This window comes from Mycobacterium sp. E735 (assembly GCF_001666955.1).
Taxonomy (GTDB): Bacteria; Actinomycetota; Actinomycetes; order Mycobacteriales; family Mycobacteriaceae; genus Mycobacterium.
In genome coordinates this window covers 1-14,985 of sequence record NZ_LZIX01000317.1, presented here as the reverse complement: position 1 = coordinate 14,985, position 14,985 = coordinate 1, and the positions used below count along the sequence as shown (strand labels likewise).

At 66.4% G+C, this 14,985-nt stretch carries 18 protein-coding genes and 1 pseudogene; 6 read left to right on the top strand and 13 right to left on the bottom strand.

What is annotated here, in order from left to right:
* Window positions 1-19: 19 nt before the first annotated feature.
* Window positions 20-823, bottom strand: a complete 804-nt coding sequence (locus A5704_RS25700) for an SDR family oxidoreductase (RefSeq protein WP_067891755.1) — start codon at window positions 821-823, stop codon at window positions 20-22.
* Between the two features lie 120 nt (window positions 824-943).
* Between A5704_RS25700 and A5704_RS25695 the strand changes: the two genes are divergently transcribed.
* Window positions 944-1,309, top strand: a complete 366-nt coding sequence (locus A5704_RS25695) for a hypothetical protein (protein WP_231969363.1) — start codon at window positions 944-946, stop codon at window positions 1,307-1,309.
* An 88-nt stretch (window positions 1,310-1,397) separates the two neighbouring features.
* Here the strand turns inward: A5704_RS25695 and A5704_RS25690 are convergent, their stop codons facing one another.
* From A5704_RS25690 to A5704_RS25660, 7 genes are all read right to left on the bottom strand, one after another.
* Window positions 1,398-1,682, bottom strand: a complete 285-nt coding sequence (locus A5704_RS25690; RefSeq protein ID WP_156737765.1) for a hypothetical protein — start codon at window positions 1,680-1,682, stop codon at window positions 1,398-1,400.
* Window positions 1,683-1,772: 90 nt separating this feature from the next.
* Entirely contained in the window at window positions 1,773-2,444 is a 672-nt protein-coding gene (locus A5704_RS25685; RefSeq protein ID WP_067891748.1) for a hypothetical protein, read from the bottom strand.
* Window positions 2,445-2,908: 464 nt separating this feature from the next.
* Window positions 2,909-3,409, bottom strand: a complete 501-nt coding sequence (locus A5704_RS25680) for a hypothetical protein (protein WP_067751549.1) — start codon at window positions 3,407-3,409, stop codon at window positions 2,909-2,911.
* 101 nt (window positions 3,410-3,510) lie between these two features.
* Complete coding sequence (locus A5704_RS25675) at window positions 3,511-4,779, bottom strand: amidohydrolase family protein (protein WP_067751546.1); 1,269 nt, start codon at window positions 4,777-4,779, stop codon at window positions 3,511-3,513.
* A 16-nt stretch (window positions 4,780-4,795) separates the two neighbouring features.
* The gene (locus tag A5704_RS25670; RefSeq protein WP_067751543.1) at window positions 4,796-6,010 is read right to left on the bottom strand and encodes an amidohydrolase family protein; all 1,215 of its coding nucleotides are present in this window, start codon (window positions 6,008-6,010) and stop codon (window positions 4,796-4,798) included.
* Between the two features lie 4 nt (window positions 6,011-6,014).
* On the bottom strand, window positions 6,015-6,818 hold the full coding sequence (locus A5704_RS25665; protein WP_067751540.1) for an acetoacetate decarboxylase family protein: 804 nt from the start codon (window positions 6,816-6,818) through the stop codon (window positions 6,015-6,017).
* On the bottom strand, window positions 6,815-7,753 hold the full coding sequence (locus A5704_RS25660) for an SDR family oxidoreductase (RefSeq protein WP_067891745.1): 939 nt from the start codon (window positions 7,751-7,753) through the stop codon (window positions 6,815-6,817). The genes A5704_RS25665 and A5704_RS25660 overlap by 4 nt, the downstream gene beginning before the upstream one ends.
* Before the next feature lie 65 nt (window positions 7,754-7,818).
* Here A5704_RS25660 and A5704_RS25655 point away from each other — a divergent pair, with 65 nt between their 5' ends.
* Entirely contained in the window at window positions 7,819-8,718 is a 900-nt protein-coding gene (locus A5704_RS25655; protein WP_067784764.1) for a helix-turn-helix domain-containing protein, read from the top strand.
* Window positions 8,719-8,765: 47 nt separating this feature from the next.
* Here the strand turns inward: A5704_RS25655 and A5704_RS25650 are convergent, their stop codons facing one another.
* The 4 genes from A5704_RS25650 to A5704_RS25635 all read right to left on the bottom strand — a co-directional run bounded on the left by A5704_RS25650 (window position 8,766) and on the right by A5704_RS25635 (window position 10,819).
* Window positions 8,766-9,179: a hypothetical protein gene (locus A5704_RS25650; RefSeq protein WP_067891742.1), complete on the bottom strand. Its 414-nt coding sequence runs from the start codon at window positions 9,177-9,179 to the stop codon at window positions 8,766-8,768.
* Between the two features lie 115 nt (window positions 9,180-9,294).
* On the bottom strand, window positions 9,295-9,525 hold the full coding sequence (locus A5704_RS25645; protein WP_067751528.1) for a hypothetical protein: 231 nt from the start codon (window positions 9,523-9,525) through the stop codon (window positions 9,295-9,297).
* 38 nt (window positions 9,526-9,563) lie between these two features.
* Window positions 9,564-10,307: a hypothetical protein gene (locus A5704_RS25640; protein WP_067751525.1), complete on the bottom strand. Its 744-nt coding sequence runs from the start codon at window positions 10,305-10,307 to the stop codon at window positions 9,564-9,566.
* 164 nt (window positions 10,308-10,471) lie between these two features.
* Window positions 10,472-10,819 (bottom strand): DUF732 domain-containing protein, encoded by a 348-nt coding sequence (locus A5704_RS25635; protein WP_067751522.1) that lies wholly within the window; start codon window positions 10,817-10,819, stop codon window positions 10,472-10,474.
* Between the two features lie 610 nt (window positions 10,820-11,429).
* Between A5704_RS25635 and A5704_RS25630 the strand changes: the two genes are divergently transcribed.
* The 3 genes from A5704_RS25630 (at window position 11,430) to A5704_RS25620 (ending at window position 14,231) form a co-directional block, all read left to right on the top strand.
* Window positions 11,430-13,376, top strand: coding sequence for an alpha/beta hydrolase (locus A5704_RS25630; protein ID WP_067891740.1), 1,947 nt, complete (start codon window positions 11,430-11,432; stop codon window positions 13,374-13,376).
* Entirely contained in the window at window positions 13,357-13,938 is a 582-nt protein-coding gene (locus A5704_RS25625; protein ID WP_067751516.1) for a hypothetical protein, read from the top strand. The genes A5704_RS25630 and A5704_RS25625 overlap by 20 nt, the downstream gene beginning before the upstream one ends.
* Window positions 13,939-14,000: 62 nt before the next feature.
* A complete protein-coding gene (locus tag A5704_RS25620) occupies window positions 14,001-14,231 on the top strand; it encodes a hypothetical protein (RefSeq protein WP_067891735.1) in 231 nt (76 codons plus the stop codon).
* On the opposite strand, the gene A5704_RS25615 is transcribed toward A5704_RS25620, so the two are convergent.
* Window positions 14,228-14,563, bottom strand: a complete 336-nt coding sequence (locus A5704_RS25615; protein WP_067751509.1) for a DUF732 domain-containing protein — start codon at window positions 14,561-14,563, stop codon at window positions 14,228-14,230. The two genes, A5704_RS25620 and A5704_RS25615, sit on opposite strands and share 4 nt — an antisense overlap.
* A 326-nt stretch (window positions 14,564-14,889) precedes the next feature.
* Between A5704_RS25615 and A5704_RS29905 the strand changes: the two are divergent.
* Window positions 14,890-14,985: pseudogene (locus A5704_RS29905) on the top strand (cation transporter); the annotation flags it as partial.

Below are 14,985 nucleotides of genomic sequence, written 5' to 3'. Positions count from 1 at the left end.
GAAAGCCTGGCGCCGGCGCCTAAGTACCCGACGCGGTCGTCGCGATGCCGCCGTCTACCGGGATGATGGTGCCCGTGAGGTAGGACCCGGCCCGGCTAGCGAGAAACACGGCGACACCCGCCATGTCGTCGTCGCGGCCGAGCCGACGCAGCGGGGCCGCCGCCGCAATCGCGTCACCGATGGCATCGAGCGTCGACGCCATCATCTGCGACGGGAAGGGGCCCGGCGCTATTGCGTTCACCGTGATGTGCTGCGGGCCGAGTTCCCTGGCAAGCACTCTGGTGAGTTGATGAAGTGCCGCTTTACTGCTGGCGTACGAATAGTTGGGCGACTGGGCGACGTGGATGGCGGCGATGCTGCCGATGTTGATGACCCGAGCGGGATCATCGGCGGTGCCCGATCTGCGAAGTGCGGGCAGCAGCGCTTGCACCAGCCAGAACGGCGACTTGAGGTTGATGTCGATCACGGTGTCCCAGGCTTCCTCTGGGAACGTTGCCAGCGGTTCGCGCCACATCGCTCCCGCGTTGTTGACTAAAATGTTCAGGCGTTCCGAGTTCAACGTCACGAGATTGGCGAGGCGCTGACACTCCTCGTAGCTTGACAGGTCGGCGGGGATCGCTTGAATGTCACCAAATTTCGACAACTGCTGCCGCGCCCCCGCGCACGCGTCTGCATTGCGTGAGCTGATGACGACGCGGGCGCCCGCCTGCAGAAGGCCGCGCGCTATCATCAGCCCGATACCCCTGGTGCCACCAGTGACCAGTGCGTACTTTCCACTGAGATCGAAAAGTCTTGTGCGCGATGCGACTTGGTTTTCCGTCATCTAAACCAGGTTGACAGGCATGTGGGGGCCCTGGGGAGACCCTGGCGATACAGGTACCGAAAGTGCCACCTTTGGATCGGCGAAAGTGTCCCCTTCGGTGCTGCTGGTAGCTCCAAGTCGATGAACGCGGCCCGAACGACGGGCCGCGACGACCTACAGGAGATCACCATGAAGAACACCGCCCGCAGATCGATTCGTTTCCGGTACGCCGCCACGCTGTTCGGCGCGCTGGCCATTGTCGCGGTGGCGCCTGCCACCGCTTTCGCCGAGCCCAACGGGCCCACCGGCGGGGGCGGCGGATGCCACTACACGGACCCGGACGGCTACGACATCCCGATCGACGAGGGCCAGGGCGTCATCGTCGCCGGAAAGCTCGTCACGTGCACCAACGGTAAGACGGTCGTCACCGACGCGCCGGCGCGCACGCACCCCCGTCCGCCGGCCTCACCGCCCAACCACCTGCCGGTGCTGACCCGGAAGGCGTAGGCCGCGCGATCACACTGACACCACCGGGCCGCCACCGTGAAACGCGGTGGTGGCCCACGTGTGGGTCACCCGAATGAGTCGTGCCGGCCTACGGGCGTTCCTGAACCACGCACTCCACAATCCGATTGGCCAACCGCGGGTCGAACCCCATGTGCGACACCCGCTGCGCTTCGGCAGCCGGAGAAACACCGGAGTTGAGATCCTGCTCAATGACCCCGAGGAGCTGCTGGTTCTGGTAGTCGTGTTCCGACAGCGGGATTTGCGTAATGCTTCCCACGCAATTTCCGTAACCGCTCAAATCGGCACGAGCGGGCGCCGCCACCATCATCGCGACGGTTACTCCGACTGCGGCGGCAACGGGAACGAAGCGCACGGGGATAAGGGTACCCAGCCGCCGCGCCGAAAAACCAGCAAACGGTTTACGCCCGGTCGGCAGGGGGGAGCATCCCGGCGCCGGCAGGAGTCAGAAGTCGAGCCCGTATCCGCCGCGCAAGTCCCTGTGCGCCGCCTCGAGGGTGCGGTCGCACAACTCCACGAGTGCCTCGAGGTCGAGATCCGAGTCCCGGCCCAACCGGTCCAGCCACCCCATCTCCACCCTCCTCAGCTCCGACCATTTGAGTTCGCCCTCGTAGTACACGGTGACGTCCTCCTGCGGGGCGGGGCAGGCCGCCGTCTGCGCCAATTGTCGCTTGCACGAATCCAATTGGGTCAGCGAATACCCATGCTCCCGGAACTGGCGGTCCCACTCGTCGAGCAGGAGACTTACCGCGTCGCGCACCGGTGGCGCGGCGTAGACCATCAGCTCGGCCACCCCGTCGTCGAGGCCGAGACGCATGCGGAAGTCGTAGAGCTCTCGGATGGCCTCGGCGCGGCGCTGGCTGGCGACCTCCTCGGCGGTGCCGGACCCCTCGTATTGAGCCGCCCGTTTGACGTAGATGGTCGCCGAAATCAGCGACTTCAACACGGCCTTCTTGTCGTCGGCCGCCCGCTTCTCGAAGTCGAGGACGCGTTCGTGGCGGCGGTCTTCCTCCTTGTTCCTGGCGTCGATGCGCTTCGTCCAAATCGCGACGGTGGCGCTCGAAATCACCGACGCGAGAGGTACGAGCGCGTTGGTCAGCAGCGTCGCCCAGTTCATTGGTCGACCCTTACCCGCAGTACCCCGGGGGCGGCGCCGGGGCGCCGCGCGGGACCACGGTTTGGTTGCAGAGCCCCGATTCCGAATGCGGATTTTGAGCAGCGGTGGGGTTTGGGCTGGGGGTGTTTGGCGGCGCGGGATCGGCGTTGGCCGTGGCCGCGGTCAGCCCCATAACGGCCATCGCCAATCCGCCGGCGAGAGCCGCGCCGGCGGCCACTCTTGTCAGTCTTGGGTGGGTGGGGCGGTCGGGTGTGGTCATGATCTTCCTTTGCGGTCGCATTCCCCGGTGGGTGCGCCCTGCAGGTGGACCATCCCCGCCGATTGGACAGTTTTCGATATCTCTTCCGGAGACCGTTACAAGAGAGCCGGAGTGGGTTGCGCCCAAACCTAGATCGAGGCTATTCGGGCGGCCAAAGGGTGTCTCGGGTTTGCGGAATTTGAGCCGTCGCGGTGTCGGGGTTAATTCAGACGCGTTCAGCCTTCATGTCCATGTCGATCGTGCCTTGGCAGGCGCCGCTCAAAATGTCGGTGTGCATCAGACCGTCGAGCGATCCGTCGGGTTGGGGCGTGTAGGTGACCGTGGCTCGCGCCGGATTCCATTGGATCGACGTGTCGGGCATCATGCAGTCCCACTGGAAATCGTTGGTTTGCGACCACGACTTTCCGTCCCAGGTGAACTGGACGGGCTGCGGAACCGTCGGGTTGGTCGGTGGAGGGCCGCTGACGATCGTGGCGACGCACTTGCCGTTCGTGCAGCTCGAGCGCAAACCGTAGATCTCGGTGTGCTGCACCTCGGGATTGCCCACCGCCATGCTGGTGCCCGCCTTGGGACCAACCATGAACGTGATCGCGTACTGGCCGTTCCACGACGGATTGTCGGCGAGGGCGGTAGCGGGAAATGACAGCGTGATCGGCAGCAACGCGGCGCATACACCGACGCAATTTCTCCAGCGGTGCGATGCCATTGTTTCTCCTCTGCGGCCGTACCTCTTCAATAGTCATCCGCCGATACATCGCGGGCAAGGTTCTGGCCGATTGTCGGCATCCGCGAGAAGATTCGCTCCCCTCAGCTCTCCACCAAATCGGGAATCGGCTCCGCGTCCGTCAGCCAGTGGCGTCCGGTCCGGCGGGCCGCCTCCCACTTCGGGATGCTGACGGCGTCGTCCTGACCCAGGTCCTCCGGCGACGGGCCGATGCGCCGGGCCAGCCCGGAGAGGGCACCCAGATCGAAGTTGTAGAGCTCCGCCGCCGCCAGACCGAGCATCTGCCGGGTCTCCTCGATCGGGATGTCCCAGAAGGAGCGGCGCAGCCAGTCGAGGGTGTGCGGCCACGTCCCCTCCGGATGAGGGAAGTCGTTGCCCCACAATAGGTTCGAAACGCCGATTTCGTAGCGCCGCGCCAGCTCCCGGCGCTCGGTGGTGGTGGCGCCGATGAAGCAGTTCCGGTCGAAGTAGGCCGAGGGCGGCATCGTCAGGTCGCCCTCCATCTGATGGCTCATCTTCTTGGCCGAATGCTCACGCAGGTACCGCGTGTCCATCAGCCAGAGCAGATCGTTGGCCCAGAACGCGCCGCACTCCGTGACGCCCCAGCGCAGCCGGGGGAATCGCTCGAACACTCCCGACCACAACGCGAACCACATCGGGCGGGCCCCCCACCAGCGCACCTCGGTGACATAGATCCCCAGGTGCCCGCCGTACTCCTCCTGGGGGGCCGGACCGGAGTGGGTGTGCACCGGCATCTGCAGGTCCTGGCAGGCGGCCCAGACCTTGTCGTAGCGGCGGTCGTGATACGGCGGATAGCCGACCCAGCGCGCGGGGATCAGGATCCCGCCCCGCAGCCCGGACTCGGCCGCGCGAGTGATCTCGGCGACGGCCGCGTCGACGTCCGCCAGAATCGGCACCACCGCGACCCCGGCCCGACGTTCGGGGCTGTGGCTGCACAGCTCGGCCAACCAGCGATTGTGGGCCCGCGCCCCGGCCATGGCGCGCCCGGGGTCCAGGTCGCCCGACTGGCCCAGGCCGGCCCCGAACGGCGCGCCGGCGACCCCGGTCACCGCGTCGGCGTCGGGGAAGATGACCTCGCCGACCACCCCGTCGCCGTCGAGCTCCTTGTCGCGCAGCGCCACATCCCATCCGCCCGCGATGCCCTCCCCGTTCTCGGAGAACCATTCCTGCGCGAACTGCTCGTCGATGAATCCACCGGCCTGCGCCGCGGCGGTCTTCTCGGCCAGGTAGGTCTCGAAGTCGTCCCGGTATTCGGGGTCGACGTATTCGCGGTATCGCTCGGTCGGGAGCTCGGCGTGGGTGTCGGCGGAGATGATGACGTACGGGTCCACGGTGGGCGTCCTTTCGCTACCAGGTACGGATCGGGTCGGGCTCGAAGGCGGTGCTGCTCGCGCCGGCGGGCACGGCGGTCAGAGGCTCGGCGACCTCGGCCACGGTCGGGCCGATTCGGTCGGCCAGCGGCGCGAGCGCCTCGAGGTCGAAGCCGTAGACTGCCGCCGCGGTGCCGCCCACGATGGCCGCCACCTCGTCGGCCGGGACGCAGGAGAAGGTGTGCCGCAGCGCTTCTCGGCTGTGGGGGAAGGTCCCCTCGTAATGCGGGTAGTCACTCCCCCACATGATTCGGTCGACGCCGATTGCCTGGCGCTCGGCACATTCGACTGGACGCATGAAACTGGCGCCCACGTAACACTGGCGGGCCCAGTACTCGCTGGGCTTGAGACGCAGCGAACCGGCGGTGGGCCCGGCGAACCGGGCGATCGCCGAGCTCGCACGCCCGTAGCGCGCCGCCGCGACGTCGAGCGAAGCGAGGGTTGCCGGTATCCAGCCGGCGCCCTGCTCGGTGAAGACCACGGTGAGGTCCGGGTGGCGATCCAGTGCGCCGCTGAGGATCAGGTGCCACAGCGCCCGGTGCGCCCACCAGTGCGTCTCGTACACCCACACCGCGAACGAGCTGCCCCACCCGTCCGTGGGGCTGGGGCCGGCGTTGCCGCCGTGGTGGTTGAGCACCAGGCCCGCCTCCGCGCACGCCGCCCACAGCGGTTCCCAATGCTCGGCGTAGAGCGGGGGAAGGCCGGTGCCCGGGGCGATTCCGGGCAGCAACACCCCGCCGCGCAGGCCGAGCTTGGCGATGTGCGCCAGCTCGGCGATGGCTTCGTCGAGATCCCCGAGCAGGATCTGGCCGACGCCGGCCCGCCGCTCGGGTGACAACGAGCAGAAGTCGGACAGCCAGCGATTGTGCGCGCGCAGGCCCGCCCAGCGCAGCTCGAGCTCCCGCGCGGTCTCCGGCGGAGGGGCGGCCAGGCTCGCGTGCGGGAAGAACGGCGGCACGGTGTTGGGGAAGATGACCTCCCCCGCAATGCCGTCGGAGTCCAGCTCCGAGTTTCGCCGGTCGCTGTTCCAGTTGTGCTCGGCGTCGGGCTCGCTGAGGTCGCCGAACGGGTTGACGTATGTCCTTGCCCAGCTGTCGAATTCATCCCGATAGTGCGGATCGAGGTAGTCGCGATAGTCGAGCAGGTCAGCGCCGGCGTGGCAATCGGCCGAGATGACCGTGTACCGGTCCATGCGCCTACACCCGCGCCGGCTCGGGCCCGGGGGCGGCGAGCAGGGCCACGTCGTCGTAGCGCTGGTGCACGTACGGCAGCAGCCATTCCTGCGGCACGCGGGCCGCGATCCGGCCCACCTGGATGGTGCGCCGACGGCACCAGGTGATCGACCGGATTTCGCGAATCACGATGTCGGCCACCGGGTCAAGAGGCGACTCCCCCAACTCGAGGGTGCCGTCGATGTTCTCCAACAGCTCGTAGTGCCGATGGTATTCGCCGTAGACCAGGTGGGGGTCGGTGATACCGCCGCCGTCGGGGGCGCGCAGGAACTTGAAGTAGAACTCGGTGTTCACCTGGTCGGGCGGCAGCTCCGCCGGGCCGGCGACCTGCCCGACCACCCTGATGAGCTGATAGCCCAAGCGGTCAACGGCGGCGGTGACGCGATCACCGTCGCGCTCCACCTCGATGTGGGCCAGTTTCTTTGGTTCGCCGAATGTTTCGCGCCCGCCCGTGACCGACTGTTCGGTGGACTGGGGCATGAAGAGGGGATAGTCGCCCTCGCGTTCGCCATGCCGGGCGGCCACCGAGAACACCGCCGACCCGAACGGCGGCCTGCCCTCGATGCGCACGCGCTGAAGCTGAACCCGCACCAGCGGTTCGGCCCCCGGCTGCAGCGGCTTGGGCAGCACGGCCGCGACGATGTCCGGATCGGTGAGGTAGGTGACCGTCACCGCCTCGGTGGCGATGGGCGCCTTGGTGGCATCGATCTCATGGTCTACCTGCGCCTCCGGTGCGCGAGGACCGTAACGGATTTCCTTGTTGCTCAACGCTTTTCTCCTTCCGTCTCATCAGCCCGCTCGGCGCTTCGGCCGAGGACGTCGACCAGGTAATCGGGTGTGCCGCGATTCAGGATCGAGGCCGCCTTTCGGCTCACGACCTGATCGGCCGGTGTGGGTGGCCCCATCATCCAAAAGCGCTCCGCGCGAATGCCGTCCACCACCAGGTCGGCGACCGTCTCGAGCGGAGTGAACTCGACATGCGCACCGGCGGCCTCGAAGCGGGCCACCACCTTCGCCAAGGTCTGATCGGGTGTCTGACGCTGCTGCGTCGCGGCGTAGCGCCGCGGTCGGTGTCGCCACGATTCCCAGATGCCGGTGTTCAAGAAGCCGCCGGGGAACAGGACGTGCGCCCGCACCCCCGTCCCCGTCATCTCCAGGTGGGTGTAGAGGCTCTCCGTCAGACAGAGCACCGCGGCCTTGGTCATCGGGTAGACCGCCGTGGCCGGTCCGCCCATGGCCCCGCGAGCGATCGGCGCGAACCCGCCATTGCCCGAGCAGGTGTTGACCACGTGCCCTTCGCCCCGTTCGAGCAGGAGGGGCACGAAGGCCTTGATGCCATGGATGACGCCCAACACGTTGACATCGATCCCCCAGCGCCAATCGGCCAGATCGTGCTCCCACATGTAACCCTCGGAGACCCCGCCGGTGCCGGCGTTGTTGCACACCACGTGCACGCCGCCAAAGCGAGAAATCGCCTCCTTGGCGAGCGACTCGACCGAGGAATAGTCGGTGACGTCGGTGACCACGCCGGCCACCTCGATGCCCTCGTCCGCGAGCGCCCGGGTCGCCTGGTCCAGCGGCTCGGCGAGGACGTCGGCCAGCACCACCTTCATGCCCTCTTGGCCGAACCGCCTGCCCATGGCCCGGCCGATGCCCCCGGCTCCGCCGGTTATCACCGCCACCTTGCCCGGTAGGTCATTCATTGTGGCGATCGTCACATAGTCGCTTATCACATCGCAAGCAGTCGCACTATGCGACCATTGCGCCCATGGCGCCGCGTCCCTCCCCGCAAACCGAGCGGGTAGTGGCCCTATTCGAGCAGCTCGCGGGCGACACGAGCCGGGGCATGACGCTGGCCGAGGTGTCGCGCCGGTTGAGCGTCCATAAGGCCAGTTGCCATTCGATGCTGTCCGAGTTGCTGCGAGCCGGCTGGCTGCTGCGCGACCCGGTTCGCAAGACCTATCACCTGGGTCCCGCCCTGGTTCGCCTCGGCCGGGAGGCGGCGGGGCGCTATCCGGCGCTGGTGCTGGCCCGCTCCGCGATGGCCGAACTGTCGGCCGCGACGGGCGCGCACTGCGTGGCGTTCTCGGTGAGCGAGGACCACTCGACGGTGGTCGATCAGGTTCGTAGCCGCCGCGGCGGCGGGCATCCGATGCCCACCGGCACCCAGTTCCCCCATCGCCCGCCCTACGGCGCCTCGACCGTTGCCTTTGCCGGGGCCGAGGCGCGGGAGCGCTGGCTGGCCGCGCTGCCCGAGGACGTGCGGGACCGCTACGGGCGGGCCATCGCGGCAGCACAACAGCGCGGCTACGCGGTCGGTCTTCACCTCCTGCCCGACCTGCGCCTGCAGGAGCTGGCGCTGATCGTGCGCAGCGCCGAGGTCCGTTCCTCGCGGCTCAGCCAGCTGGCGCAGCAACTGACCGACGAGCTGATCCACCAGGAGGACTGGTTCCCGGTCAGCCTGGAGCCGGACCGCACCTACGAGGTGAGCCACATCGACTCCCCCATCCTGGGACCCGATTCCCGCATCGCCCTGATGCTCAGCCTGGTCCCCAGCGCGGAGCCGATGAGCGGCGCGGCGGTAACCCGCATGGGGGCGCAGCTCGCTTCCGCGACCCGCAACCTGAGCGCGACCCTGGCCGAAGAGTCGGTGGCCGAAACTCGTTGAGAGACAACGGCTGCCGGGCGACGAAGTGGCCCGCGGCTTGAGTGGACTCAGTCCGACGACTTCTTGGAGTCTTTGGAATCCTCGTCGTCGTCCTCGTCGTCGTCCTCGTCGTCCTCGTCGTCCTCGTCGTCCTCGTCGTCCTTGTCGTCCTCGTCCTTGGAGTCCTTGTCGTCCTTGGACTTGTCCTTCTTGGACTTGTCGTCCTTCGAGTCCTTGTCGTCCTTCTTGCCCTTGCCCTCGTCCTTCTTGTCTTTGTCCTTGCCCTTGGACTTTTCGGAGTCCGATTTGTCGGAGTTGTCGAGCTTGTCCGCGAATTTCGTCAACAGCTCGGCTAGTTTCCGGGCCTCATCGGAGTCCAGCGAATCGAGAAACAATTGCTCGTCGGCGTCCGAGACACGCTGAACGAAAACTGCGTCGTCCTTGATGCCGACGTCCCACCGGCCCCCCTCGTCACGAGCCATCTGATGCCGCCTTTCAACTAGTGAGCTGTTTGCACAACCGACGCGCCCGGCGCGTTACTGCGTTGTTTACCCACTTGTGCCGGCGACGCCTCACCGATGTGTCTCGCGCCCGGGTTCAGGGCGCAATCGGCCGCTTGAAGAAACATGCGACGGAAAAGGCTCCGCGGTGGTCGGCGTCCAGCCCGACCATCTCCCACCCCAGCCGACCGAGCTCATCGGCCCTCAGCTTCATCTCGTCCATCGCGGTGTCCCCCTCGCGGTAATCCCAGGTGTACTCCCATTGCTGCGGGTACCACTTGCCGTCTGACGCCAGCCACCATCCCGGGCCCGGTGAAGGATTGTCCATGTCGTCGTGAGTACCACAGGCGGTGCCGGCCGTCGCAGCTACGGCGCGTACGCCCAACCGAGAAAGATGTTTTGCGTGTCGTTCGGGCTCGGTCTGATTTCCCGGATGTGCGGCGGGGTGAAGTAATTGGCGGTCAGGTACTGCCCGTTGCCCTCGCTGAGCATCACGTGTCCGGTGCCGTGGTCGAACCCGGGATTGCTCGTAAAAACGAGCGCCCCCTCCGGGATGCCGTCGGGGCTGGTATGGATCTGCCCGTTGCGATTGAGGTCGTTGAACGCATCCATCGCCGAGGGGTAGCGGAACGCGTGGTTGTAGGCCTGTTCGACGAACGCCTCGCACTGCACGGTGTTGTTCGGGTCGCTGGCCATCTGGTCGCGCGCCCACGCGAGGGCGTGCGCCGCCTTGTCCTCGCCGGCGTTGGAGGTGGGCGCCGCCGCGCCGCCGGCGCAGTCCGGCCCGAGCGCGTCGAGAGTGCGCGTGTCGATGTCGACATCGGCGACGTAATGACCGTCAGTTGTCTTGTACCAGAGGCTGTCCCAACCGCCGTTGGAGATCTGGTAGCTGAAGAAGCCCTTCACGGGCTCGCCCGCGGTATGGCAAACGAGGGTCAGGACCTGGCCGGCGTTGTAGACGCCCTCCTGGCCTGCCTTCGAGGTGGGGCCGGTCATGCGATTGGTGGTCGGCGCTTTGACGGTGCCGGTCGTTTCAGCCTGAGCGGGCGCGGCGGTGCTCAGACCGAAGGCAAAAACGGCTGCCGTCGCGGCCGCGATTGCTGATCTCATCGCCTGGTCTTTCTGCCACGCCCCATATGAAATTGATCGGGACGCTACACCGGGACCAAAGGCCACGTCCTTGAAATGGACGCAAGAACTCGATGGGCAATTCGTAAAGGATCCCGCGGCTTCCTTATCGACCCATTACCGAAACCCGCCGGGGCTCGCCAATTTCAGCAGTGGTCTGTCCAACACCGCTGCAAGGGGCAGTACGTCGAATGCGCGAGGGCCACCATGGAATGCACGTCTCCGAACGTCACGTTCCGTTGATCCAGGTTGGCGTGGATGCTCTGAGCGATCTGGTCATACGTCCAACCCCAGCCCAGGTCGTCACAGATGAGGCGCCCCATTCCCGTGAGGGCGGCGTCGTGTTCCGGCGGCCAATTGAAACCCTGGGCCCGCAGCTGGGCCAGGTAGGCGTCGTCGAGGGGATCGGCGGCCGCGATGCCGGCGCTGGCGAGAAGGGCGGCGCCAGCCGTGACGGGAACGGCCAACCGGGTTAGCCAGCGACGTAAGGGCATTCGATGCGTTTCCTTTCCTCGCGCCGGTGGCGACGCCGCCGTCAGTCGACGGTCGCAAACGCGGCAAGAAAACGAAGAATAGGAAAGGCAGGGAAATTGCAGCTTATGAAAAGCTGAATAGTCGGCATCGCTCAAGGCTTCAGTGTCAGCCCGCGGGCGGCGGTGGCGGCGGCGGAGTCCATCTCCGCCCGTCCGTGGTCCACCCGCACGGCAGCCAGTTCAGCTGGGGGCCGTCGAACGTCAGGCATTTCGGCGTGCCCGGCGGCGGCGTCGGGCCGGGAGACGGCGAGTCAGCGTGAGCGGTCGCTCCGCTGAGCATCACAGTCCCAACGGCGACAAATATCGCTGCCGACTTCCTCATCGCGATTCCGGTGCTTGGGGAACCACCAGAGCGAGTCGCTAGCCTTCGGCCCGCGCGTTCACGATTCGAATGCTAATTGTCCGAACTGCTGAAGGCCTGGAGAATTCCTGACAATCGGCCGTGCGGCCGGCCTGCGGACAACATGCGGCGCCCCCAGACCGCGCTCGGGGTGAAGCGTGTAAGAGGGCGTTCGATAGTAAAGTTCACCGACATGGGAGGCGGTGACGCCGCAAAACAGCAGGCGGTGCGATGCAGCTCCGGTACATAAGCGTCCCGGCGCTGATCGCCGAAGCGGGGGGCGATCCCTGGGCGATCAACCAGAGCCTGCAAGCCGGTAGCCCGTTTCAGATTTCGAATCTCGCCGAGGCTTTCCACCAGGCGGGCCGCTGCACCCAAGAAGCGAACGAGAGTTTCGAACAAGCCCGCAAACGCTTCGACGCCGCCTGGAACCACCAGAACGGCGACCATCCGATCAACGGCTCGGCCGAAGTGCAGCGCGTGATCAAAGCGCTGGGCGCCCAGTCCCTCCAGCTGCCCAAGATCGGCGCCGACTTGGAGAACATCGCGGCCGCCCTGGCCGAGGCGCAAAAGGCCGGGGCCGGCGAGATCGCCACGCTGGAAGGCGAGCTGCAGAAGCTCGACGACCTGATCGGGCAGGCGGTCGACATGGAAAAGGACAGCCACCTCAGCGCGGCCGACCGGCAGGCGCTCGACGCCCTCATCCACGCGTGCGAAGACGACGCCATCAGCGACACCAAGGCCGCGCTGGCGCAGCTGCAGGCGCTGCGCAACGGCTACTCGGCCACGTTGCAGAAGTCGCTGGGCAATCTGCGTGCCGACGGATACGACCCCGAGTCGCTGCGCCAAGTCGACGCCGACACGCAGATTCCGGCGCCGGACACCAACCCCGAGGACGTGCATCGCTGGTGGACGTCACTGACACCCGAGCAGCGGCAGCGCTTCATCGCCGAAAACCCGGACCAGATCGGCAATCTCAACGGCGTCCCGGTCCTGGCCCGAAGCGACGCCAACATCGCCGTGATGACCCGTGACCTCAACCGGGTGCGCGACATCGCCTCCCGCAGCGGCGTATCCGTCGACGACGTGCTGCACGACCCCGCCAAATACGGCCTCTCGCCGACCGACATCACCCGCTACCAGAACGCCAACGAGACCAAGCAAGGGCTCGACCACGACGCGGGCAACGATCCGCGGCACCCCAATCCGACCTACCTGTTCGCCTACGACCCGTTGGCGTTCGGCGGCAAGGGCCGCGCGGCGATCGCCATCGGCAACCCGGACACCGCGAAGAACACGGCGGTGATCGTGCCGGGCACCAGCAGCAGCGTGAAGGGCGGATGGCTGCACGACGGTCACAACGACGCCATCAACCTCTTCGCTCAAGCCAACGCGGCCGACCCCACCAACCCGACGGCCGTGATCGCCTGGATGGGGTACGACGCCCCCAACGACTTCTCCGACGTGCAGCGCATCTCCACACCCGAACTCGCACGGACCGGCAGCGCGGCGCTGGCGCAGGACGTCAACGGACTGTGGGCGACACATCTCGGCGGCGGACAACACGTCACGGTGCTGGGCCACTCCTACGGTTCGACGACCGTGGCCGACGCCTTCGCCATGCACGGCATGCACGCCAATGACGCTGTGCTGCTCGGCTGTCCGGGCACCGACGCCGCCAAAAGCGCCGCCGATTTCCACCTGGACGGCGGTCATGTGTTCGTCGGGGACGCCTCCACCGACCCGGTCGGAATGCTCGGCCAGCTGAATGGCTTGAGCAAGCACTTCTTCGGCGACGACATCGTCGGGCAGGTGATGGGCAGCGACCCCGGCCTGGGCGCCGATCCCGCCGTCGACGGCTTCGGATCGACGCGGTTCCGCGCCGAGGTGCCCGGCGCGAACGGCATTAACCCCCACGACCATTCGCACTACTACTATCCCGGAAGCGAGGCGCTGCACAGCATGGCCGACATCGTCTCGGGCCACGGAGACGCGTTGGAAGCCGACGGCCTGACGGCCGGACATCGTCACCAGATAGGCGGCGTCCAAATCAGGATTCCCGGGCTCCCCCCGGTCACCGTCGGACCACATACCCCGGCGGTCGTCGACCCGGAGTGGAACCGCCCGCCGGGTTCTGTCACCGACAATCACTTCTTCGATGGCCAGCACCACCATTGAGCGCCGGCGCAAGCGGTCGCGGCAGGCAGCGCTTGCCGCGCTGGCGGCCGTCGTCACGCTGTTGATAGGAGGATGCGGTTCCATGTCGCCCAAACAACATTCCCCCGGTTCCTCTCATCCGGTGGATGATTCCGCGCATCCCCTGACCGACGACCAGGCCATGGCTCAGGTTGTCGATCCGGCGAAACAGATTGCGGCCGTGGCGAATTTGCGGGGACTCAGCGGGGGTTTCTCGTTCGCCTCCTGCAACGACCAGGGAGATCCGCCCTACATGGGCACCGTCACCATGAGTTTCCTGTTGCAGGGCGACCCCGACGCGTACTTCCAGCAGGTGCACGCCGCGATGGTGGCTCATGGCTGGAACGACGGCGCCCCTCCCGGACAGCATTACTTCGGCACCACGCTGAACAAGGATGGGGTGACGGCGAATATGAGCTACTCCCCCTCCGACCACAGTTACGGGCAGATCATGCTGTACGGACAATGCCGCAACACCACCGATCACCACCACGACGGCAAGACGAACACCACGGACATCACCAGCCAGCTGAACGCCCGCTGACGTGATCCAGGGAAATCATTCGGCCCCGCAATGACTTTCGTCAGAAGGGTAGAGTCGCGGGCATGAATTTGGTCGAGTGGCTGAAAAGCCCGCATCACCTGCGCACGCGTTTGATGATGGAGCGACAACCGATCCGGAACATCGAGATAGAGACCGTGTTCCTCGAACTCTCCCACCGCGACGCGCGACTACGGTTCCCGGTGATGTTCATGCTGCTGCCGAGGCGTTTTGGCTCGTCGCCCGACGGCACCATTCGCCCAGACCAGAAGAAGTTACCGCGGAACCCCGATTAGCTCTGCGTGGCTTTGCTGACGTACTGCGGGCAGTACGACTGCGTTGCCGCGCCGATGAAGTAACCCGAATTGTTGTCAGATAACTGCAGCGCACTCTTTACGTCGGCCAATGTCTGTGCCAGCGTCGCGCCATTGGTCCAGTCCTGGCAAACGCCATGTCCGGCATTGACGACCGTCTGATTCGACAGGTTGGGGAATGTGATTCCCTGCTGTCCGAGCGCCTGCAGGAAAACGTCATCCGTCGCGTCCGCATTCGCCAAGGGCGCGGCGATGACAGCCATGCTCGCCAAACCCACGGCAACTGGGCCGGTCAAGCGTGCGATGTTCTTCATGGTGGCTCCTCAGGGTGGGATCAACTTCTAGCCGTCGGTATTTGTGTACGCGCCGATCGGTTAATGGTTCGGCCACTCGATACTTTTACACACGCGCCGGTTCGGCGCTCGGCAATCGGCAAACTTCCTGTCCGGTGACGGCCGCGCGAAACTCCGCCATAATTAACGGAAACGGCATTTATGCCGAGTTATCGCCCCGACCGCAGCAACGGTTGCCGAAACACGCGACGGCGCCCGCCGCGCCCCGAGGCCCACCCCCGAGCGGGTCGCGGAAACGCCGGCCCAGCGGGGTGGGGCGCCGGCGCGCGTTCGGGCATGCTTGCCGTATGCACCTCGTCAACGGCGTCCGCGACCCCGCGGCAAGTTTTCCCCTCGACACCGTCACCGATGATGCGGCCGAGCGTCGGCAGGCCAACCGGGCC